Origin of the sequence: Neisseria perflava, from assembly GCF_019334725.1 — a bacterium.
In the GTDB taxonomy this organism is placed as follows: domain Bacteria; phylum Pseudomonadota; class Gammaproteobacteria; order Burkholderiales; family Neisseriaceae; genus Neisseria; species Neisseria subflava_A.
Genome location: NZ_CP079818.1, coordinates 1,254,408 through 1,275,450 on the forward strand (window position 1 = coordinate 1,254,408; position 21,043 = coordinate 1,275,450).

The 21,043-nt window shown below is 47.7% G+C and carries 21 protein-coding genes and 1 pseudogene; 8 read left to right on the forward strand and 14 right to left on the reverse strand.

What is annotated here, in order from left to right; translation table 11 throughout:
* Positions 1–42: 42 nt before the first annotated feature.
* From LPB400_RS06035 to LPB400_RS06060, 7 genes and pseudogenes are all read right to left on the reverse strand, one after another.
* Complete coding sequence (locus LPB400_RS06035; protein WP_107768978.1) at positions 43–1,266, reverse strand: heme biosynthesis protein HemY; 1,224 nt, start codon at positions 1,264–1,266, stop codon at positions 43–45.
* Positions 1,263–2,534: a uroporphyrinogen-III C-methyltransferase gene (locus tag LPB400_RS11030; RefSeq protein ID WP_225905501.1), complete on the reverse strand. Its 1,272-nt coding sequence runs from the start codon at positions 2,532–2,534 to the stop codon at positions 1,263–1,265. Before LPB400_RS11030 ends, LPB400_RS06035 begins: the two co-directional genes overlap by 4 nt.
* Positions 2,535–2,750: 216 nt before the next feature.
* Positions 2,751–3,386: pseudogene (locus LPB400_RS11035) on the reverse strand (uroporphyrinogen-III synthase); the annotation flags it as partial.
* A 71-nt stretch (positions 3,387–3,457) separates the two neighbouring features.
* Positions 3,458–4,234, reverse strand: coding sequence for a ferredoxin--NADP reductase (locus tag LPB400_RS06045; protein ID WP_070646015.1), 777 nt, complete (start codon positions 4,232–4,234; stop codon positions 3,458–3,460).
* 85 nt (positions 4,235–4,319) lie between these two features.
* Complete coding sequence (gene msbA, locus LPB400_RS06050) at positions 4,320–6,086, reverse strand: lipid A export permease/ATP-binding protein MsbA (protein WP_107791820.1); 1,767 nt, start codon at positions 6,084–6,086, stop codon at positions 4,320–4,322.
* Positions 6,087–6,312: 226 nt separating this feature from the next.
* Entirely contained in the window at positions 6,313–7,722 is a 1,410-nt protein-coding gene (thrC, locus tag LPB400_RS06055) for a threonine synthase (RefSeq protein WP_219088449.1), read from the reverse strand.
* Positions 7,723–7,865: 143 nt separating this feature from the next.
* The gene (locus LPB400_RS06060; protein ID WP_083301220.1) at positions 7,866–8,243 is read right to left on the reverse strand and encodes a hypothetical protein; all 378 of its coding nucleotides are present in this window, start codon (positions 8,241–8,243) and stop codon (positions 7,866–7,868) included.
* A 143-nt stretch (positions 8,244–8,386) separates the two neighbouring features.
* On the opposite strand from LPB400_RS06060, the gene LPB400_RS06065 reads away from it, so the two are divergent.
* From LPB400_RS06065 to LPB400_RS06100, 8 genes are all read left to right on the forward strand, one after another.
* On the forward strand, positions 8,387–9,802 hold the full coding sequence (locus LPB400_RS06065; RefSeq protein WP_101809692.1) for a hypothetical protein: 1,416 nt from the start codon (positions 8,387–8,389) through the stop codon (positions 9,800–9,802).
* A 14-nt stretch (positions 9,803–9,816) separates the two neighbouring features.
* Positions 9,817–9,990, forward strand: a complete 174-nt coding sequence (locus tag LPB400_RS06070; protein ID WP_180949598.1) for a hypothetical protein — start codon at positions 9,817–9,819, stop codon at positions 9,988–9,990.
* Positions 9,991–10,028: 38 nt separating this feature from the next.
* The gene (locus tag LPB400_RS06075) at positions 10,029–11,336 is read left to right on the forward strand and encodes a replication-associated recombination protein A (protein WP_219088451.1); all 1,308 of its coding nucleotides are present in this window, start codon (positions 10,029–10,031) and stop codon (positions 11,334–11,336) included.
* Between the two features lie 187 nt (positions 11,337–11,523).
* Positions 11,524–11,739: a hypothetical protein gene (locus tag LPB400_RS06080; RefSeq protein ID WP_004519973.1), complete on the forward strand. Its 216-nt coding sequence runs from the start codon at positions 11,524–11,526 to the stop codon at positions 11,737–11,739.
* Positions 11,711–12,136 carry a low molecular weight protein tyrosine phosphatase family protein gene (locus LPB400_RS06085; protein ID WP_225905481.1) on the forward strand — a complete coding sequence of 142 codons (426 nt, stop codon included), beginning with the start codon at positions 11,711–11,713 and terminating at the stop codon, positions 12,134–12,136. Before LPB400_RS06080 ends, LPB400_RS06085 begins: the two co-directional genes overlap by 29 nt.
* A 182-nt stretch (positions 12,137–12,318) precedes the next feature.
* A complete protein-coding gene (locus LPB400_RS06090; RefSeq protein WP_070504676.1) occupies positions 12,319–13,620 on the forward strand; it encodes a hemolysin family protein in 1,302 nt (433 codons plus the stop codon).
* Between the two features lie 59 nt (positions 13,621–13,679).
* Entirely contained in the window at positions 13,680–14,483 is an 804-nt protein-coding gene (locus LPB400_RS06095; protein ID WP_225905480.1) for an RNA ligase family protein, read from the forward strand.
* 32 nt (positions 14,484–14,515) lie between these two features.
* On the forward strand, positions 14,516–15,649 hold the full coding sequence (locus LPB400_RS06100) for an AAA family ATPase (protein WP_070504670.1): 1,134 nt from the start codon (positions 14,516–14,518) through the stop codon (positions 15,647–15,649).
* Between the two features lie 98 nt (positions 15,650–15,747).
* Here LPB400_RS06100 and LPB400_RS06105 read toward each other — a convergent pair whose 3' ends face one another.
* From LPB400_RS06105 to LPB400_RS06135, 7 genes are all read right to left on the reverse strand, one after another.
* Entirely contained in the window at positions 15,748–16,053 is a 306-nt protein-coding gene (locus LPB400_RS06105; RefSeq protein ID WP_049332487.1) for a hypothetical protein, read from the reverse strand.
* A gap of 26 nt (positions 16,054–16,079) precedes the next feature.
* Positions 16,080–16,970, reverse strand: coding sequence for an NAD(+) kinase (locus LPB400_RS06110; protein WP_039863638.1), 891 nt, complete (start codon positions 16,968–16,970; stop codon positions 16,080–16,082).
* A 26-nt stretch (positions 16,971–16,996) separates the two neighbouring features.
* Positions 16,997–17,569, reverse strand: coding sequence for a ubiquinone biosynthesis accessory factor UbiJ (locus tag LPB400_RS06115; protein WP_004519967.1), 573 nt, complete (start codon positions 17,567–17,569; stop codon positions 16,997–16,999).
* A 50-nt stretch (positions 17,570–17,619) separates the two neighbouring features.
* Positions 17,620–18,393, reverse strand: coding sequence for an NAD(P)-dependent oxidoreductase (locus tag LPB400_RS06120; RefSeq protein WP_107791823.1), 774 nt, complete (start codon positions 18,391–18,393; stop codon positions 17,620–17,622).
* Between the two features lie 89 nt (positions 18,394–18,482).
* Positions 18,483–19,124, reverse strand: coding sequence for a TetR/AcrR family transcriptional regulator (locus tag LPB400_RS06125; RefSeq protein WP_004519965.1), 642 nt, complete (start codon positions 19,122–19,124; stop codon positions 18,483–18,485).
* A gap of 18 nt (positions 19,125–19,142) precedes the next feature.
* On the reverse strand, positions 19,143–20,183 hold the full coding sequence (murB, locus tag LPB400_RS06130; protein ID WP_219088453.1) for a UDP-N-acetylmuramate dehydrogenase: 1,041 nt from the start codon (positions 20,181–20,183) through the stop codon (positions 19,143–19,145).
* A 46-nt stretch (positions 20,184–20,229) separates the two neighbouring features.
* A complete protein-coding gene (locus tag LPB400_RS06135; protein WP_107791825.1) occupies positions 20,230–21,003 on the reverse strand; it encodes an LEM-3-like GIY-YIG domain-containing protein in 774 nt (257 codons plus the stop codon).
* Between the last annotated feature and the right edge of the window lie 40 nt (positions 21,004–21,043).

Consider the following 21,043-nt stretch of genomic DNA (forward strand, 5'->3'; position numbering starts at 1 on the left):
TGTTGTAGATTTCATATTATCGCTTAATGCGAAATCAGCACATTAATTTGGTTGGGGAAGGGCTGCCGGATGTTCTTCTTCGGCCACGCTTTCCAAAACCAGATTGCGTTGTTCTTGCGCTTTTTGCGGCTGATCGGTTTCATCAAACACGCGAGCCAAGACCAAATGCGCAGATACGCTGGGTTGCAGGGCAATGCTGGCTTCGAGGTAGCCTTGGGCTTTGCCCCAAAGTTTGCGTCCGTAAGCCAGTTGGCCAAGATACATCAACAGTGGTGCATTGTCCGGTTGTTCCTGCAACCAAGAATCTGCCAAATCAATGGCTTTTTGCTGGTCGCGCTCGCTTAGGAAACGAACGGATTCGACAAATGCTTCCAAAAGCTCGGGCTGGCGGTTTTGCGGATAATGGTTTTTTACCCATTTGACCGCTTCGGCATACAAGCCCAAGCGCTCGTATTTTTCGGCAATCGCGACGCACAATTCGCCAGACTTCACACTTTCGGGAATCTGTTTCAAACAGGCTTTCAGACGGCCTGCATCGGTTACTTCGCTCAAGAGGCGGCGATATGCCCAGTTCTGATACTGTTCTGCTTCGTAATCGTTGATAGCGCCGGCTTTGACCAGTTTTTCCGCTTTTGCCAAGACATCTGAAGCATCGCCGTGATCAAAGGCATAACGCAATTGCAGGCGCACCAAGCGGCTTAAGTTGCCGTTGATTTTGGCTGCGGCTTCAAGATTTTGTGCGGCAGTCGGATAATCGCGGCAGCCCAGTGCGGATTCAGCCAGCAAAAGATGACGGGAAAGCTGTTGTTTTTGCGGAAGGTGTTCGATTTCGTGCAGGTAGCGGTCGCGCAGTTCGAAGTTTTCCATTTGGTCGGCCGCGTGCGCGCCCAACATCAAAGCCAGGGTACGGTTGTCGCCTGCTTCTTTGTTTTGCAAGACTTTGGCGGCTTCTTGTTCGGCTTTTTCAAAACGGCCTTCAAAATATGCCAAACCTGCGCTGTTCAAAGAGGCGGAAGCCTGACGGCCTTTGCGGGCAATGCCGAAGCGTTGCATACGCGCTGGAATATTTAAGAGGCCGAACACGAATTTAATCAGGAAATACAAGACGAATACGCTCAACAGCAGGCCTAAAACAAAGGCATGCAGATTGATACGCAGCATGGTTTGCTCAACCACGACATACACGTTACCTGTATAAATGCCGGAAGCCAACGCTAAACCAACGGCGGCGGCAAACAGAATGACAATCCAAACGACGGTTTTCATGCTTGCTCTCCTTTAATTTTGGCAGCAGGCTTGGTTTGGTTTTGTGGTTTGGCAGCTTCGGCGGCCGGTTCTTTTTTGTTTTCAGACGGCAAAGCAGGTGCTTCCAGAGATTGAGGGGCAGAAGCGGCAGCCGGTGCGGCAGTCGTGGCTTGTTCGGTAGCTGCAGCCGGAGCGGAAGCGGTTTTCTCGGCAGCTTGGGTTTGCGTAGCTTCTTCGGTCGTCATTTGTGTACGCGAACCTTCTTGATAAGCACGAACGGCGCTCAAGCTGGCTTTCAGGCTGTCGTCTGAAATCATGCGGACATCAAGGGCTTTGAGTTCGGCCAACTCTTTCAACCATGACTGGGTAGCAGGGGATTTGCTGTCGAAGTATTGCTTCACGGTTGCTTCAACGTTGTTCAAATCGCTTTGGTACACTTCGCCATTGTGTTGCAACAGGGCAATGCGCGCATCCAAAAGGCGTAGGCGCAGGTTTTCACGGATGAAGTAGGTTTGTTCGGGCGAAATCAACATGGCGTCGTTGCTGTCCAGATGACGGACTTCAACCAAGCCTTTGAGGGCATTGATGGATTTTTCCCATGTGTTTTCCCACCAAGTTCCTGAATTAGTGGCTTCGACAGGCGCGGCACCCGGTTTCAATACGCCGTCCAAGACTAAAGGCAGTCCGGAAATACCGGTTTCCAAGCGGTCGATACGCAAGGCAGTAGCGGAAATATCGACATAAGGACGGTTTTTCAGCGCGGCCAAATCATTGCTGATGGCTTGTTTGATGGGGATAAGTTCAGGCTGTTCAAAACGGCTTAAGCGGCTGTCGAGGTGTTCCAATACGCTGACCGCGCCTTGAAGGTTGCCAGACAGCATCAATTGTTGCGAAGCAGTGTTCAACATCGATTCAGCTTCGTCAACCAGCCAGTTGATACGGCCTTTGAGCAGCTCTTGATAAGCTTTCTGCATTTGCAGGATTTGATCGCTATTGTTTTTTTGACCGTTGTTCAAGCGGTCTAACTCGGCCTGAATAGCGGTTTGGCGGTTGAGGTTGTCTTTTAAAAGGCTGGCGTTTTCAGATTCGCCCAACGCAGCTTTGTCGATTTTTTGATTGAATTCGAGCTCTTGGTTTTTTAAAACATTTTGACCCTGTACAAACAGGAATCCGCTCGCGCCCAAGCCAAGCAGTGCCAAGACGATCGCACCTGCGGCCAAGGCTTTGCCGCCAGATTGTTTGATGATAACAGGGGCGTTGTTTTGTGGGAGATTGTTGGACTCGGGCATGCTCGCCTCCACTCGCTGAGGTTGGGTAGGTTTGATTTGTTCAGACGGCCTGGTGTTTTCAGAACGTTCAGGCGCCGTAGTTGCCGTATTGGCAACTTGTTGGGTATCTTTATTGTCTTCGACTGGGTTCACTGCTTGGCTCCTTTGTGGTATGGATGAAAGTGCAGCGGATAAAGAAGTGACGGTTTCTACATGTTTGGCACCGACGATGCGAAGCGCATCGGCAATGCGAGGATGGTGGGTAAAGTATAGCAAGGATTCGAAGAATCGGGAAAATTGCGGCGGAATCTGATGGAAAAATTCGCGCGCGAGCTCGCCGGATGTAACGTAGGCGGCGGCGATGTCTTCAGTTTTAAAGTTCTGCCAATCGATGGCGTGTGGCCGTCTGAAATAGATTTCAGCGATGTTGATTTGGAAACCCAGTTCGGTCAGTTTGTCTGCTAGAAAATCACGGCCTCCATGGCCTCGAATGATTAGAACTCGGGCGTTGGGTGGTAGGTTTTTCCAAATAGGCATTCTCAAGACGGCTTCGCTGTCGTTACCATCTTCGGGAGAGAATACGGGATAGGGGGAGAATTGCGCCAAAGTATGTTGGCTGGTTTGGCCGACGGTAATGTGTACTTTAGGGCCGTCTGAAAAGGTCAGATACGGTACTGCAGTTTCAATAGTGGTCGGGCTGACCCAAAACACCACATCGGCTTGCTTGAATTGTTCGGGAAGTTTGTTTAGTGCCGAACGGTCTGCCTCTATTTCAATCGGACTCAATACCTGAGCCTGCCAACCGGCTGCATGGCAGGTTTGGATATCTTGCTGTGGACGGTTGGACGGACGGATGATGAGTAGAGTAGGCATAATGTGGGATAAATTATTAAGGTTTAGGCCGTCTGAAAGAAGGGTTTCAGACGGCCTGTTGCTGACGTACGTTATTGATCGACGAATGCGCGCTCAATCAGGTAGTCGCCGCGAACGCCGGTTTTCGGAGAAACGGTCAGGCCGAATTCGTCCAAGACGCTGCAGGTGTCTTTCAACATGGCAGGGCTGCCGCACAGCATGGCGCGGTCGTCTTGCGGATTGATTTTAGGCAGGCCGATGTCTTCGAAGAGTTTGCCGCTGCGCATCAAATCGGTCAGACGGCCTTGGTGTACATATTCTTCGCGTGAAACGATTGGATAGTAAATCAGTTTTTCTTTAACCAAGTCGCCCAGGTATTCGTGTTCGGGCAATTCTTTGGTGAAGCGGTCGTAGTATGCCAAGTCTTTTTTGTAGCGTACGCCGTGAACCAAGATGATTTTTTCGAATTGCTCGTAAATTTCAGGGTCTTTGGTAATGCTCAAGAAAGGGGCGATGCCGGTACCGGTGCTCAAGAGGTAGAGGTGTTTGCCCGGATTCAGGTCGCCGGCAACCAATGTACCGGTCGGTTTTTTACTGATAAGGACATCGTCGCCGACTTTAAGGTGTTGTAGGCGGCTGGTCAATGGGCCGTCTTGTACTTTGATACTGAAAAATTCCAGATGCTCTTCCCAGTTGGCAGAAGCCACGCTGTATGCGCGCATTAGCGGTTTGCCGTCTACCATCAGGCCGACCATGACGAATTGGCCGTTTTCAAAGCGCAAAGATTCGTCACGGGTGCAGGTGAAAGTGAAGTAAGCGTCGGTCCAGTGGTGTACGGACAAGACTTTCTGGGTGTTGAATGCTGCCATTGATATTTCCTGTCGGATAAGGCCGTCTGAAAAGGATAGGTCGGGGCGGCCAAGGTTAATAAAAAGAATGGAATATGGTGTTTAGCTACTTGCTTGCCGGTTTGGCTGATTTTTCGCTGAGGCTGTGCAGGTCGGAATAGCGTCCACCTGCGTTGATCAATTCATGATGAGTGCCTTGTTCGACGACATTGCCTTCGTGCATGACAACGATGTTGTCGGCTTTTTCGATGGTCGAAAGTCGGTGGGCAATCACCAATGTGGTACGGTTTTGCATCAGGTTTTCCAATGCAGTTTGTACCAAACGTTCGGATTCATTATCCAATGCACTGGTGGCTTCGTCCAAAATCAAAATCGGCGCATTTTTCAAAAGCGCACGCGCAATGGCGAGGCGTTGACGTTGGCCGCCGGACAGTTTTAAACCGTTTTCGCCAACTTCAGTGTGCAGGCCTTGTGGCATTTTTTGGATAAATTCCCAAGCATTTGCGGCTTTTGCAGCATTGATAATTTCTTCTTCACTGAATTTGTCAGCTTGAGCATAGGCAATGTTTTCAGCAATCGTACCATTAAACAGGACAACGTTTTGGCCGACAAATGCCATACGGCTGCGCAGGCTTTCGAGCGTATATTCATTGATGTTGACGCCGCCGATCAAAACCTTGCCTTCATCCGGATTAAGGAAGCGCGGCAACATATTGGCCAAGGTAGTTTTACCGCAGCCTGATGCGCCGACCAATGCAGTCACTTTGCCTTGCGGTACAAGCAGGTTGATGTGGTTCAAGCTGTTGCGTTCGGCTTCAGGATAGCGGTGTACAACATTGCAAAATTCGATATCGCCAGGGTTTGGGCTGAGAATCTGTTTGCCTTCGTTGCTTTCTTCAGGTTGATCCAAAAAGGTGAAGACACTTTCAGCTGCCGCCAAACCGCGTTGCAGGGATTGCATCACGCCGGTCATGCGTTTGATGGGGTCAAACATCATGATCATGCTGGACAAAAACGACATAAAATCGCCTGCACTAAATCCTGAAAGCCCTGCTTGGCGGGCTGCTGCGTAAATAATTGCAGCCAGAGCAACTGAAGCCATTAATTGCGTAATGCCGGTACCGGCAGAGCTGGCAGAAACCTGTTTGAGCAGGTTGCGGCGCACATCGTCGGCAATACGGTTGAAGCGGCGGTTTTCATAATCTTGACCGCCGTAGATTTTTACAACGCGTTCACCATTAATGCTCTCGCCCAAGACCTGCATCAGCTGGCCAAGATAAATTTGGTTGTTGGCAGACAATTTGCGCAAGCGTTTGCTGACCGTTTGGATACATACGGCGACGACTGGCAAAATAATAAAAGTAATCAGGGTCAAACGCCAGTTCAGATAAGTTAGCAAGCCCAATAGGCCGACTACGCTCACGCCGTCTTTAGCAATCACGGTAATGACGTTAAACCCTGCATCGGTAATTTGATTGACGTCGTTCAAGATACGAGACATCAAACGGCCGCCGGTATTGCTGCTGAAATACGAAGTCGGCAGGTGCATCATTTTGTTGAACATTTCACCGCGCAAGCGCTGCACCAAGTGGCTGGACAGATAAGTCGTGCAATATTCGTTAATGAAGTTGAACAGGCCACGAATGAAAAACAGCGCCACAATTGCCAGCGGCAACCATGACATGCTTTTCATGTTTTTATCGACAAAACCTTCATTAATCAAAGGTTTGAGCAAGTAACCGAAAGCCGGCATCGTACCGGCGACAATCAGCATGGCCACTACGGAGACGATAAACATCTTCCAATAGCTTTTTAAATATCCAAGCAAACGCTTGTACAGCTCCCAGTTGGATGTGGCTTGTGTTGTCTGCATATCAATCCAGATTTAGAGCAAACATGCAATTCTAAACGAAAATATCTGTCATTACAATGTTTGCAATTGAAAGTCAAAAGGAGTTGGTATTGTTTTAACGCCTTGATTTTATATGATAACGACTGTAATGCGGTTGGATTGGAATAACGCTGCCTACTTCATAAACACCAGTCGCGGCCGTCTGAAAAAGTTTCAGACGGCCTCTTCAGTCGTCAAAGACAGCCGGTTAAGCCAAAGCTTCCTTAATGATGTCTTTTACTGTCGTTGCGTTATTAGGGACAACACGGACCCGTTGTGGCAGGTTTTCCAAGCCTTCCAATGCGGCCGGACGGGGGATAGCAACTTCGCCAACAGCTTCATGGATGGTGGCTTCAAATTTGGCAGCCAATGCGGTTTCGAGGCAGACGATGGTTTCGCCGGCTTCTCGTACTTCACGCGCTACTTTGACACCATCAGCTGTATGCGGATCAATCAGTTCATGATCTTGCTTGTAAACCTGTTTGATGGTGGCAAGGCGGTTGGCATGGGTCGATTTGCCGGAAACAAAGCCATATTGTTGATGTACTTTGTTTAAGACAAATTCCAAATTGAAACCTTTGCCGGAACCTACTTCAGCCCATAAGGTTTTGATTTCGTCTGCATCGCGGTCCATCAGGTCAAACACAAAACGCTCGAAGTTGGAGGCTTTGGAAATATCCATAGACGGGCTGGAAGTGACGTGGGTGTGTTCGCTGTTGCGCGGGCGGTATGCGCCGGTTTTGAAAAATTCGTCCAATACGTCGTTTTCATTGGTAGCGACAATCAAGCGGTGGATAGGCAGACCCATTTGGCGGGCGATATGGCCGGCGCAGACATTGCCGAAGTTGCCGCTTGGTACGCAGAAGCTGACTTTTTCGTCATTGCTCGAAGTGGCATTGAAATAACCGGCAAAGTAGTACACGACTTGGGCGACGATACGGCCCCAGTTGATGGAGTTGACTGTGCCGATGTGGTATTTGGCTTTGAATTCGGCATCGTTTTGTACGGCTTTGACGATGTCTTGGCAGTCGTCAAACATGCCTTCAACGGCGATATTGTGGATATTAGCATCTTGCAGGCTGAACATTTGCGCGCGTTGGAATGCGCTCATTTTACCTTCCGGCGAGAGCATGAAGACGTTGACACCTTTTTTACCGCGCAGGGCGTATTCGGCGGCAGAGCCGGTGTCGCCGCTGGTGGCACCCAAGATATTGAGTTCTTTGCCTTCTTTGTTCAATACATATTCAAACGCATTGCCCAAGAATTGCATGGCCATGTCTTTGAATGCCAAAGTCGGGCCGTTGGAGAGGGCTTGAATTTTGATGCCGTCTGAAAGTGTGCGCACCGGAGTAATGGCTTGGGTACCGAATACTTCTTCGGTGTAGGTACGGTTGATGATGTCGCGTAAATCATCAGCAGGGATGTCGGTGGTAAACAGGCTCATGACTTCAAACGCCAGCTCAGGATAGCTGAGTGTGCGCCATTGGTCTAAGGTAGCACGGTCGATTTGAGGGTATTGCTCAGGCAGCATCAAACCGCCGTCAGGAGCCAAACCCATCAATAAAACTTCGCTAAATTGCTTGCGTGCGGTTGCACCGCGCGTACTGATATATTTCATGATTTCTTCTCTATAAAAACAAAAGTATTGCCGATCAAAACAGGAAACCCGCCTGAGAACCATCCCGCAAGTCGCCCTATCCCGACCTTAATCCACTATAAACTTTCAGACAACCCCGATACACAGAGGTCGTCTGAAAAACATTATCTATACAGACGCTTGAAACAAGCATTGACGGTTTTCACCGTTACCGACGCAATCGCCCGATCGCGCGAAGAAGGATTCAAAACATCCATCAGCTCTTGAGCGGACACCTGATTCGGCGCCTCCTCGCTCGCGCAGCCGCAAATTTTGTCTTCCCACTCGCGCTGCTTGTCCGCACTCATTGTCAGCGCGATCAAACGCCACTCATTGCGCTTGTTCAATTCCGAACGGCACTGATGATCGACCGCCATTTTCACCACACTGCCACCGATACCCGTACCGCCGCCCAAACCGCCGAACGCCGAGTCAGAATCATAAGCGCAACCGCCCAACAACGCCGCCACAGAAGCTACGGCAACCATCTTTTTCATATTCATAGCCATCCCTTGCCGCAAGGTCGTCTGAAACGCCCCGCAAAGTCTTTAAACAAACGCGTATTATACCGTAAGCAGTGTGAGATGGGGGATTGGGGAAAGTCGGGGTATAATCCGTCTTTTTTGGGAAAATAGAGGATTGATCAATGGATAACTCAAACGAAAACACGCAAAACCCTAAAGATAATCAAAACAAAATGACTGACGAAGGTATTCAAGAGCATTCAGTTGAAAATAAACAGCCTGCACAACAAAGAACACAAACAATTGACTATTTTGAAATCTTCAGCAAAATTTCCAGAATATCGACAGTATTAGGGATACTATTCGGGGGATATGTTATATATATCTATCTCTTGAAGATTGACCAATTAAGTATTCTTCCTGAAGTAATAAGCAATCCCTCTAACTTGATAGCTTCGATTACAATTTTCATACCTATTTTTATTATCATAATTTTGTTGTACCATCTTTCATTACATTTACTTTTAATATTATTTCCATTCATTAGAAAATTACTTCTTACAATACAGGACTATAGAAACTCAAAATCTCCTAAGGAAAATAACTCTACTGATAACTCTAATGACAACTCTAATGATAACTCTAATGAAATTATTCTAGGATTATTTTATATATTAATTATCTTATCTATCAATTTTTGGTTACTTCCTAAATTCCTCAAATCTTTTTTAGAATATTTATTTCCAAAAATAGATGGGAATATATATATTTTATTTATACCTCTATTTTTTTTAATAATAGGAAATTTTCTCCGCAACAAGCTTTTTGAAAATTCAAACCTCAAAGAAGTTTTTATTAATATACTCACGATACTTGCTATAGTTATGAATATACTTATATTAGCTTTGCCAGATAAAACAAGAATCTTAAACTTTACCCATGCCATTGAAATTCCTAGAAACTCCTCATGGTACTTATTGCATAATAACTTCCAACAAAACAACGGTTCTCAGGAAACTAACGGCATTGATAAAAATGACTTAATAAAATTAAAACAAAATTTCAAATGTTCTATTCTTTCAGAAGAAGAAAAAACGGAAAAAAACATTGAATGCTCTTCGATTCCCGAACAACGCAACAACGCTCTATACGGCTATATGGCGTGGAATTTGGGGGACACCAAGGTTTTCTGCCCACCGACTACTGATAATACTAAAATCGATGACATTGAAGAATGGAAAATACCAGCTGAAAAATTAGGTAAGGAATGTATCGTCATCAGCGGAAAAGCCTTACAAATCATGCCGAAAGGTTATATCAGTACCAATACTGATGGCATTGACGACGGCAATCCTGACAATACCGGTCATGACGATCCTGCAATTGATATTAATACTGACGTTAGATTCAAAAATGACCTTAACGCCCAATCCAATGCCGGCTTGAATAACTTCAATGTCCAACCTGTCCTGCCGATACAATCCAATGCAAAAAATATGTCAATCCAGATTAATTACGGCAGCTGTAATCATGATTCGCCAAGAAACAAGGATGGTCATCCTGATATAGGATACACGGACAAAAAAATCTGCCAGTAAGTTATGGCAAATCCATGCCGTCATTCCCGCGCAGGCGGGAATCCATCTTTGACGAAAAGCAAAGCCATAAAAATCAATCAACTGAAATTCACAAGCGGATTCCCGCCTGCGCGGGAATGACGGCTGTGATGTGTCCTGTTTTTATTGTTCCCTTTACCATCCGTCCGTTTTCAGACGACCTGCTATAATCCACGTCGTCTGAAAATCCTCTTTCACGGAAACCGCCATGTCCGACCTCTTCACCCGCCAACCCGATGCGCCGCTTGCCGAACGCCTGCGCCCGCATACGCTTGATGATGTTATCGGGCAGCAGCATTTAATCGGCGAAGGCAAGCCGCTGCGTGTGGCGGTGGAAGGCGGGAAGCCGCATTCTATGTTGCTGTGGGGGCCGCCGGGCGTGGGCAAGACGACGTTGGCGCGGATTTTGGCGCAGAGTTTCAATGCCCAGTTTCTGCCGGTTTCCGCCGTATTTTCAGGTGTAAAAGACATACGAGAGGCAATTGAGAAAGCTGAAATTGCCTTGCAGCAAGGGCGCGCGACAATTTTGTTTGTTGACGAGGTACACCGCTTCAACAAAGCGCAACAGGACGCATTTTTGCCTTATGTCGAAAGCGGCTTATTAACCTTTATCGGCGCTACCACGGAAAACCCGTCATTTGAAGTCAATCCGGCATTACTCAGCAGGGCGCAGGTTTATGTCTTGCAATCCTTGTCTTCAGACGACCTGAAGAAGCTGATTGCCAAAGTATTGGCTTTGCCCGAATACCAAGGTTTTACGATTGAAGCAGATGCGCAGGAGCTGCTCGTCAATACTGCCGACGGCGATGCGCGCAGATTGTTGAACTTGATCGAGCAGCTTTTACGCGCTGCTAATACACGCCGTCTGAAAACCTTAACCGCCGAATTCCTTGCTGATAGTTTGGGCGCGCAAATCCGCCGTTTCGACAAAGGCGGTGAGAGTTTCTACAACCAAATCTCCGCCCTGCACAAATCCGTGCGCGGTTCGCATCCTAACGCGGCATTGTATTGGTTCTGCCGTATGCTCGACGGCGGTACTGACCCGCGCTATCTTGCCCGCCGCATTGTCCGCATGGCATGGGAAGATATCGGCTTGGCCGATCCGCGTGCTTTAACGATTGCCAATGATGCTGCCGCTACTTATGAGCGCTTAGGCTCGCCAGAAGGGGAACTCGCTTTAGCTCAAGCCGTGTTGTATCTCGCCGCAGCCGCTAAATCCAATGCAGGCTATAAGGCATACAACCAAATGCGCCGCTTCGTCAAAGAAAACGCCAGCGACGAAGTACCCGTCCACCTGCGCAACGCCCCGACCAAGTTGATGAAAGAATTGGGCTACGGACGCGAATACCGCTATGCCCATGATGAACCCAATGCCTACGCTGCTGGAGAAAGCTATATGCCCGACGGCTTGGACGAACCGGACTTCTACCAACCCGTCCCGCGCGGGCTGGAAATCAAAATCGGCGAAAAGCTGAAATGGTTGAAATCCTTGGATGAAGATGCGCTGGATGATTAAAACAGTAAATGTGTCTCAAGTTTCAGACGGCCTTTGGCCATTTTGAGCGTAATAAATTGTTTAATATTGGCATTATATCTTTAATTTCGCTATAATTTTGTCATCCTATTTTCTTGCCGAATAATCGAATACATAAAAAATTGCGGCTGCTGAACCCGATTTCCGAAACAAAATTAGAAAGCAGATAATGGACAATTTAGATCAAAGTCGTAGCCGTGCATGGCGACGACATCAAGAGCAACGCCCCAGTCATCGTGTACATGGCAAAAATCCTTTGAAATATAAACCTGAAAAAAAGTGGGATTTGATGTATCTCCGCAGCAATAAAATCAAACGTGCACAAAAACTGGGTTTTATTTATCCGTTCAGACAGCATGAATTTGATGCTGAATGGTTTGACTAACTCAAAAGATACATTTTCGATTCAATCGAGATGGTTTTCACAAGGCGGATACTTTCCGCCTTTTTTAATTTTTATGAATGCACTTTTTATTTGTAGTCGTAACCAATGGCGCAGTCCTACCGCTGAAACCGTATTTCGACGTTATCCAAATGTACAGGCACGTTCTGCAGGGACCAGCCCCAATGCGCGGCATACTGTTTCCATAGACGGCATCGCATGGGCGGATAAGATTTTCGTGATGGAACAAAAACATAAGAGCCGTCTGTTGGCACAGTTTCCCCGTGCTTTGCAATATAAGGAAATGATTGTTTTAGATATTCCTGATGATTACAGATACATGGATGAAGAGTTGATAGAAATATTGAAGGAAAGTGTCGTGCCTTATCTGTATAAATAATGAGGTTTTCCGTAAGATTATCTGAAAAAATATGATTGACTTTTAAGTGAAATTTATTTCAATACCATCATTTGCTTCACGCATCACTGACAAATAAAACGCAAATCTAAAATCAAATTGAATTTTTCAGACGGCCTTTGCTGTTTGAATATTTTTAACCTATACCATACACACACATTTCCATGAATATTTTTGAAGCCTTACTATTATTGTGCCTGCTGATTGTCATTAGCGCGTTTGTGTCCTGTTCCGAACTCGCGCTTGCCTCGGCACGTAAAATCAAATTGCAGGTCATGGCGAAAGACGGCGGCGATACGCGCGCGCTTGACGTAATCAATATGCAGCAGCAGCCAGGCAGTTTTATTACTGTCGTCCAAATCGGATTGAACGCCGTCGCCATTCTTGCCGGTATCGTCGGCGAGGCGGCAATACGTCCGTATTTTGGCAAACTTTTGGAGAACGCAGGCAGTTGGGGCAGCACAGCTGCCTCTTTGCTGACCTTCTCGCTGGTTACAGGTAGCTTTATTTTAATTGCCGACCTGATGCCCAAGCGTATGGCAATGACCCATCCCGAAGCGGTGGCGGTACGCATCGTCCGTCCGATGATGTTTTTGATTTTTATCTTAAAGCCCCTTGTCTGGATTTTTGACGGGTTGGCAAACGCAATATTCAAACTCTTCAAAATCTCAACCGTCCGTCAGGAGCAGCTGACTTCGGAAGATATTTATGCCGTTGTTGATGCAGGCGCGCAGGCTGGTGTATTGAAAGAACAAGAACACTATCTGATTGAAAACATTTTCGATATGCAGGAGCGCACGGTGACTTCCACCATGAGCACGCGCGAATATATCGCCTATTTTGACAAACATGACGACAGCGATACCGTGTTGGAAATAATGTCGGAAAAACCACACAATAAATTCTTGGTGTGCGACGGCGATTTGGAACGCGTTATCGGCTATATCGAATCGCACACGCTGCTGACTTTGTTTTTAAAAGAAAAAGACGTCCGCCTGACCGACAAGCGCGTGTTGCGTAAAGCCTTGTTCATCCCCGATACACTGTCGCTTTACGATGTCTTGGAAACCTTCAAGACTTCCGGCGAAGACTTTGCCGTAGTGGTGAACGAATACGCGCTGGTGGTCGGCGTGGTAACGCTGAAAGATGTGATGAGCATTGTGATGGGTGAGCTGGTCAATACCGAAGAAGAGCCGCAAATCATCCGCCGCACCGAAGACACCTGGCTGGTGGACGGCGCGACCCCGCTCGCCGATGTCATGCGCGCGCTGGATATTGAAGAGTTTCCCAATTCGGAAAATTATGAAACCATCGCCGGCTTTATGATGTATTCCCTGCGCAAAATCCCGAAGCGTACGGATTTTCTGGTTTATGCCGGTTATAAGTTTGAAATCATCGATACTGAAAATTTGAAAATCGACCAACTTTTGGTTTCCAAACAAGGAAATATGGTGGGGAAAATGTAACAAGTAGCTGGGAACACTTGAAAAGAAAATTAAAAAATAAATAAAAAGGAAAAAATATTATGACGACAACTGAACCTCAAAAATACGCCCGCAGCCTGCACGCGCCCATCAGCCTCGGCACGACTTCAGACGACCGCTTTATGCCGCGCGGCTTTCTTTCATATTTTGCCTCACTGCCGAAATTGGTTTTAACCGAAAAATTAGATGGGCAAAACAACTGCTTTGCTGCGCACGGCCTCTATGCCCGTAGTCATGCTGCGCCTACCCAGCATCCGTGGGATAAACCTTTGCTGCAACGATGGCAGCGAATCAAAGATGATTTAGGCGATCTTGAACTTTTTGGCGAGAATATGTATGGCATTCATTCGATTGCCTATTCGAAACTGGAAAGCTATTTTTACCTGTTTGCAGTCCGCCGTGGCGGACATTGGCTTTCATGGGAAGAGGTTAAATTTTATGCGCAGCTGTTTGATTTTCCGACTGTACCAGAAATCCCCATTGTCCAGCCGCTTGCAGATTTCACTCAAAAGTACGCCAATGAAGATCTTGCTTTAGCGCAATGGCTTGCTGCTAATTTGGGAGAACCGTGGACGGACAGCGTACAAACTTCCGGCAAGCTTGGCGGCTACGATCCGAACACAGGAGCGGCATGCAGCGAAGGTTTCGTTATCCGGAACGCCGATGATTTTGCCACCAACAACGGCAATCTGCCTGTTCAATCCAATGAATTCGACAATCTTTTCAAATTGGTGCGAGCCAAACACGTTAAAACCGACGTTCATTGGACGAAAACTTGGAAGCCTGCCCGTCTTATCGATTACGACAAATACCATTGGCAAAGCTGGCAGTTTCAGACGGCCTGAAGTCCAATTATCCAATAATAAGAAAGACAATTATGTGGACATTCCCATATTACATACCCGGTCAACTTCCTGATTGGCAAGCCTTAGAACGTCGTTTCAGCTGGTTTGCCGATATGAAGGACGTTCCGCAAGACCCTGAGTGGCATGCCGAAGGCGATGTATTTACGCATACCAAAATGGTATGCGAAGCCCTTTTACAATTGCCCGAGTTTCAAGCGCTTGATGGACAGGAGCAGCATATTCTGTTTGCTGCCGCCATGCTGCATGATGTGGAAAAACGCAGTACGACCAAGCGTGAAATAGAAAACGGCAAAGAGCGTCTCGTTTCGCCGCATCACGCAAAAAAAGGCGAGCATACCGCCCGTACTTTACTGTATACCGAACTTGCCGCTCCGTTTGCTGTAAGAGAAGCAATCGCCAAACTCGTGCGCTTGCACGGATTGCCCTTATGGGCGATTAACAAGCCTAATCCTGAGCGAGCCGTCATAGCGGCCAGTTTGCAGGTCAATACTGCACATCTTGCCATGCTTGCTAAAGCCGATGTACTGGGTCGTATATGTTGCGACCAACAGGATATTTTGCTGCGCATTGATTTGTTTCGTGAACTCTGTGAAGAAAACGCTTGTTGGGGTAAGGCGCGTACTTTTGCCAGCGATTACGGACGCTATCTCTATCTTAACGGCCGTAGCGAAATGCCGGATTATCAGCCATTTGATGATCAAACCTTTGATGTGTACGCCATGTGCGCCATAGCAGGTAGCGGCAAAGACAGTTACATCAGGCAACATCTTGCCCATCTGCCCATGCTGTCGCTGGATGAGATTCGCCGTGAGCGTAAACTCAATCCCGCGGACTCCAAACATACCGCCGAAGCAGTGCGTTTGGGTAAAGAGCAGGCAAAAGAATACCTGCGAGCCCGTACGTCATTTGTTTTTAATGCGACCAATCTTAACCGCGACCTGCGCAGCAAATGGCTACCGATGTTTGCCGATTACGGTGCACGTGTGCATCTCATTTATTTGGAAGTGCCTTACACGCAATTACTATCGCAAAACCGTAACCGCGAACATTCTGTTCCGAATGATGTGTTGCACCGCATGATAGAAAAGCTGGAAATCCCTGATTACAGTGAAGCGCATACAGTGGATTTTGTGGTTTCTTCTTAAAAGGGTAAGAACCTTGTAATTAGGCCGTCTGAAACAATCCAATGTTTCAGACGGCCTTTTTATGAAATCAAAAATTGCTAGAGCTAAGACAAAGGTCTTTATTCGCAGCTCAAGTTTTTTGTTTTTTCGGCGAATGTATCCATGGCAATTTGGCACATGCGTTCACGTTGGCCTACGTCGGCGGCGGGCAGGATTTGGCGCAGGTATTTTGTGTTGTCGCGTTGGAACGATGCTTTATCTCCTGCTTTTTGATAACACGCATCCGCACGGGTAAAGTATTGCTGGCAGATTTTCGGCAATTCTTCAAAGGACAAGGGTTTGCTTTTGTGCATGCCGTGTGCGGAGACGGAGAGGGAGGAAAGGGCGCACAGCGCGATGATTAAGGTTTGGGAAATGGTTTTCATGGTAAGCCTATTTATTGAAGTGGTGTTTAAATCAATTGTTCGCCCCAATGCAGCTTTTGGCGCAGGGTTTTGAAGTATTGGTAATCGGTGGGATGGAGGACGCGCAAGGGGTTGTGATAGCGGCGGATGATGATGCGGTCGAAGTTTTGCACGTCGATATGGGATTGTCCGTCAAAGTGTGCGCGTGCGTCGCCGCTTTTGGTAATGAGGATTTCGATTACGCTGGTGTCGGAGATGGCAATCGGGCGGTTGGTCATGGATTGCGGGCAGATAGGTACAAGTGTGAATGCGTGCAGGCCGGCCTGCATAATGGGGCCGCCGGCGGCAAGCGCGTAGGCGGTCGAACCTGTCGGCGTGGAAATAATCAGGCCGTCCGAACGTTGGGTATAGACAAATTCTTGATTGATAAAGACTTCAAATTCAATCATTTGGCCTGCGCCACCACGAGACAGTACGGTGTCGTTGAGGGCGAGGGCGCGTTCGATGGTTTCGCCGTCACGAATGATGCTGGCTTCGATGAGGATGCGCTCTTCGGGCAGATATTTACCTTCCAGTACGGGGCGGATGCCCTCAACCATGGTGTCGCGTGAGATTTGGGTAAGAAAGCCCAAGTGGCCTTGATTGATGCCGATGATGGGGACGGCGCGCGGGGCGACTTCGCGGGCGGCGGAGAGGAAGGTGCCGTCGCCGCCGAGCACAACGACGAGGTCGCAATATTTGCCCAGCTGGGCTTTGTTTACGGTTTCGCAGTATGCGGAATCTTGGATATAGACGCAGTGTTCTTCTACGCTCAATTCATCCAGATAGATGGTGAAGCCGTTTTCGCGCAGAAAAGAAACCAATGTGTGGACGGTATCTTGAATCTCGGGCGTATTGGGACGCGTAACGATACCGATGTTTTTGAATGGGCTTTTCATGATAGTGGCCGTCTGAAATTAAGTGTCTAATCTATCCAGATATCGCGCTCGAGGCGGTCGAGGCGTTCGTTTAGGCGGGCAACGTCGTCACGCAGTTTGTCCACTTCTTCCAACCATGCGGCAAGCGTGGCTTGGTCGATAACAGGGGATTCGGGTTCGCGTGAAAAGTCGCTGATTTGCTCGGCAATGCTTTTGCCGATTTTTTTCATGGTGCGACCGATGTCGCCGGCGCGCGAGCTGATGCTTTCTGCGGCCACATGACCGAATACACGCGCCAAATCTTCGCTCGGATAATAGCGCAGTCCACCCAAAATAGGAAGGACGGACATGCCCAATACCAAGTCGCCTTCGAGGCTGATGTCGCCCACGCCGGGCTGGCCGCCTTGGAGGATTTTTTGGATGGCGCTGTTGTGGAATGTGATGTTGGTGTCGGCGGTTTCATTTGCGGTTTCAAGAAAACCTTGTTCGCTGATGCGTCCGGTCAGTCTGAAACCGGTTAGGCTGATGCAGATGATGCTGCCTGCAAATTCAGACAGCTCGCGCTGTTGCTCTGGATTTTGCTGTATCAGGTGGTTGATAAGGGGAAATAGGGCGGACATGGTTTACTCTAAATGCCGTCTGAAACGGATTAATGGGTTGAGTCGCAATTTTACAGGCTTAGCCCGTCTGCGCAAACGGTATTTACAATTTTGCCGTTGCTTTTGTCATCAACGATGAAATCAGGAGCCGGCAGGCCGAGTTTGGCCGCTTCGGCAGTATAAAATTCGGCTCGGCTTGGGTGGCGGGGTTCGACAATATTGCGGATACGTTTGCCGTCAGCTTGGCAGGCCGTCTGAAAAAGGACTTGGACGGCCAAGTCTTTATGAAGAATATTGATGGGTCGATTGCCACCTTGGATGCGTGTTTTTTGAACCAGCTTGGTAACGGGATGACGTTCGGCAGAATAAAGTCCGCCCAGTCGCAGTATGTCGATATGGGGGACGGCGCTTTTCAGCAAGGCTTGCTCGATTGTGAGGATTTGACGGGCGGATTCGGTTTGCGGATCGGGAGGTGTAGTTTCATCGCATATGCGTGCTTGGTCGCCATACACGCTGGTGCTGCTGGTAAAGATGATGTGTTGTACCTTAGATTGCTCGGCAAGTTGAATCCATTTTTTCAGGGTATCGGCGTAATGGTTTAATGACGAAGGCGGAAGCAGGCAAAACCATGTCGGCTTGTTGATATGGTTTTGCCACAAGGCCGAACTGTGAAAAATATCGTCTTGATTCAAATCGATGATGTCGAGTTCAATCGGCAGATTGATGTCGTCAGAGGTCAGGTTGCGTTTGACGGCGGCTACCTGACTGCCTTGTTCATAACATTTTTGCGCCAGCGGCAGGCCGAGATAGCCTAAGCCGAGAATGGAAATATAGGGAAGGTGCATAAATAAAGCATCCGAAAATTAACAGGCCGTCTGAAAATAGCTTTAACTTGGTTAAAGCCACGTTTTCAGACGGCCTTTGTATGGAAAAATTAATGGTTGCTGCCGATTTTTTGGTCGAATTCAGCGCGGTGTTCCGGCAGGAGGTAAGGGCGCAACAGGCTGAGTGTGCGGCTGATGCCCCGTACTTTTGAATCTTCGGTCAACTTGGCGCGACCGCGCAGGGAGCTGTCGAAGTCGAACCAGTATTTCGTTACCATCCACATATTGACGGCGAGGTCGTTCATAGCGGTTTGGTCTGCGCTGATGATGTTCAGACCGTTGAGCTGGGTCAGCAGGTTGACCAACAGTGGGGACACTTTGGCTTGGGTAAAGGTATTGTGCTCGCCCAATAATTCGGCACTGCGGGCAAGCAGGGTATTCACATCGCTGAAAAGGAAACGGTATTCCCACATCACATCATAAATACCGGCCATGTAGTTGATGGAGTCTTCCACATTAGACGGCAATACGGCTTCGTTAAGGTAGACAAGCAGGGCTTCGCTGTAACGCTTGAACAATTGGACGATGATTTCGTCTTTGTTGCGGAAATGGTAGTAGAGGTTGCCCGGGCTGATGCCTAAGTGGGCGGCAATATGGTTGGTGCTAATATTGCGCTCGCCTTCTTCGTTGAACAAGGCAAGGCTGGCATTGATGATTCGTGTGTAAGTGTTGACTTTAGCAATGCGCGGCATGGAATACACTCCTTTGTTTTATAGGCTGTATGAAGTAGGCAGCCAGTTGGGTTCTGCGTGTAATTCTACCTGAAATTGAGTAAATACTGTATTACAAACATATTGTGCTAGCTGGTGGACATCTTGCGCGGATGCATTGTTTTTATTTACCAAAACCAAAGCCTGTCTGTCATGCACAGCCGCACCGCCGATCTGATGGTCTTTCAGACGGCATTGGTCAATCAGCCAGCCGGCCGCGAGTTTGACCGAACCGTCAGGCTGCGGATAGCGTGGCATATTGGGGTATTGCTGCAACAAATCGGCAGCTTTTTCAGCGCTGACAACAGGGTTTTTAAAGAAACTTCCGACATTACCAAGCACGTTAGGATTAGGTAGTTTACTGTTGCGGATTGCACACACTGCATCGGAAACATCTTTAGCCGTTGCCTCGCGGTCTTGGCTTAGTTCGGCAACCGCTGCCGCCAAATCGCCATAGCCCAAGTTCGGCACAAAATGCTCTTTTAACGCGAATACAACCGAAACAATCACATAACGGCCTTTGCCTTCCTGTTTGAATAGGCTTTCACGATAGGCAAAGTCACAGTCGGCATTGGAAAGTTCGACAAAGGTGTCCGTATCCAAATCAAAGCAGCGTACGCTATGGATAACATCTTTCGCTTCAACACCATATGCACCGATATTTTGTACCGGAGACGCGCCGACCGTGCCCGGAATCAGACTGAGGTTTTCCAGCCCGCTTAAACCCAGCCCAACCGTGTGCAAAACAAAATCATGCCAAATTTCCCCAGCCTGAGCCTCGATATAAACCAGGCCGTCTGAACGCTCAATTTCGCGTATTCCCTTGTTTTCCATATGCACAACCAGACCGGCATAGTCCTCCATCAAAAGGATATTGCTGCCGCCGCCGAGCCATAAAACAGTATCTCGGTTGAACTCGGGCAGCCGGACGATGTCGCGCAACTCGTCGGCATGTTTGAGTGCAACAAATGCTTGGGCTTGGGCGCGAAGGCCGAAAGTGTTGTAGGGGGTGAGGTCGGTTTGGTATTGGATGGGTTGCATGATGATTTGTGATTTTGTGGATTCAGGTCGTCTGAAAACTTACTATTTAACAATTACGATAGGTAATGGGGTTTTGGGGCGCTTTATAATTTTCTTGGGAAGAATAGGTCAGCTTATTCACGATTTCTTCATAAATGTCGGAGCCTTCTGGTAACGGCTTGCCTTCAAACATCCAACGACCTTGAATAATATCGTCGGCAGAAATCCATCTTTCGATTTCATACACTGCCAATGTCCAGCCGCGATAGACTGCAACTGCATATTTTGCTTTTTCACGTCGGCTTCCGATTTTCCAATATTTCCGTGTGCGTTCGTAAATTTCCTTATCCCTATTGGCTTCAGGAATATTCCCAGATCTAATGTCTTTTTTCAGTTTCTCGTATTCGTTATTAATCGTAATTAAAACAATAGGTTTATCAGTTTTCAATTCTTGCGCATCATATTTTCGTTTTAATTCGGATAAGCTCATCAATCCTACTTCAGAAGAATGTGTGCCGCCTTGAATATTAGTCAGCGGCTGCTGGCTCGGTTTGACTAAGGAGAGTAGGTCTATTGCCATCGCTTCATATTCAAAAGCCTGTTTGTCTGTTTGGATGTTGTGCCGCAGAATGTAATACACGGGTTGGTTTCCACTTTGATGTATTTCCCTAATCAAGGCAATTTTATCACTTGGCGTTTCTGTTTCTTGTAATGAACCTAGGGCATGATGGAAAACGCGATTGCCTATGCCTTTTCCTACATAGAAAATATTGCCGTCTCTAGGATCAATCAAGCAATAAACATAGTAAGCAAGTTTTTCTATAATGGAAGTTGAAAACATTTTTCCCTTAAAAGTGAATAAGCCGTAAATGAAATATCAA

Excerpts from the sequence above, each read along its gene's own strand:
- LPB400_RS06035 (WP_107768978.1), bottom strand. The coding sequence starts at position 1,266 with ATGAAAACCGTCGTTTGGATTGTCATTCTGTTTGCCGCCGCCGTTGGT.
- LPB400_RS11030 (WP_225905501.1), bottom strand. The coding sequence starts at position 2,534 with ATGCCCGAGTCCAACAATCTCCCACAAAACAACGCCCCTGTTATCATC.
- LPB400_RS06045 (WP_070646015.1), bottom strand. The coding sequence starts at position 4,234 with ATGGCAGCATTCAACACCCAGAAAGTCTTGTCCGTACACCACTGGACC.
- msbA (WP_107791820.1), bottom strand. The coding sequence starts at position 6,086 with ATGCAGACAACACAAGCCACATCCAACTGGGAGCTGTACAAGCGTTTG.
- thrC (WP_219088449.1), bottom strand. The coding sequence starts at position 7,722 with ATGAAATATATCAGTACGCGCGGTGCAACCGCACGCAAGCAATTTAGC.
- LPB400_RS06060 (WP_083301220.1), bottom strand. The coding sequence starts at position 8,243 with ATGAATATGAAAAAGATGGTTGCCGTAGCTTCTGTGGCGGCGTTGTTG.
- LPB400_RS06065 (WP_101809692.1), top strand. The coding sequence starts at position 8,387 with ATGGATAACTCAAACGAAAACACGCAAAACCCTAAAGATAATCAAAAC.
- LPB400_RS06070 (WP_180949598.1), top strand. The coding sequence starts at position 9,817 with ATGCCGTCATTCCCGCGCAGGCGGGAATCCATCTTTGACGAAAAGCAA.
- LPB400_RS06075 (WP_219088451.1), top strand. The coding sequence starts at position 10,029 with ATGTCCGACCTCTTCACCCGCCAACCCGATGCGCCGCTTGCCGAACGC.
- LPB400_RS06080 (WP_004519973.1), top strand. The coding sequence starts at position 11,524 with ATGGACAATTTAGATCAAAGTCGTAGCCGTGCATGGCGACGACATCAA.
- LPB400_RS06085 (WP_225905481.1), top strand. The coding sequence starts at position 11,711 with ATGAATTTGATGCTGAATGGTTTGACTAACTCAAAAGATACATTTTCG.
- LPB400_RS06090 (WP_070504676.1), top strand. The coding sequence starts at position 12,319 with ATGAATATTTTTGAAGCCTTACTATTATTGTGCCTGCTGATTGTCATT.
- LPB400_RS06095 (WP_225905480.1), top strand. The coding sequence starts at position 13,680 with ATGACGACAACTGAACCTCAAAAATACGCCCGCAGCCTGCACGCGCCC.
- LPB400_RS06100 (WP_070504670.1), top strand. The coding sequence starts at position 14,516 with ATGTGGACATTCCCATATTACATACCCGGTCAACTTCCTGATTGGCAA.
- LPB400_RS06105 (WP_049332487.1), bottom strand. The coding sequence starts at position 16,053 with ATGAAAACCATTTCCCAAACCTTAATCATCGCGCTGTGCGCCCTTTCC.
- LPB400_RS06110 (WP_039863638.1), bottom strand. The coding sequence starts at position 16,970 with ATGAAAAGCCCATTCAAAAACATCGGTATCGTTACGCGTCCCAATACG.
- LPB400_RS06115 (WP_004519967.1), bottom strand. The coding sequence starts at position 17,569 with ATGTCCGCCCTATTTCCCCTTATCAACCACCTGATACAGCAAAATCCA.
- LPB400_RS06120 (WP_107791823.1), bottom strand. The coding sequence starts at position 18,393 with ATGCACCTTCCCTATATTTCCATTCTCGGCTTAGGCTATCTCGGCCTG.
- LPB400_RS06125 (WP_004519965.1), bottom strand. The coding sequence starts at position 19,124 with ATGCCGCGCATTGCTAAAGTCAACACTTACACACGAATCATCAATGCC.
- murB (WP_219088453.1), bottom strand. The coding sequence starts at position 20,183 with ATGCAACCCATCCAATACCAAACCGACCTCACCCCCTACAACACTTTC.
- LPB400_RS06135 (WP_107791825.1), bottom strand. The coding sequence starts at position 21,003 with ATGTTTTCAACTTCCATTATAGAAAAACTTGCTTACTATGTTTATTGC.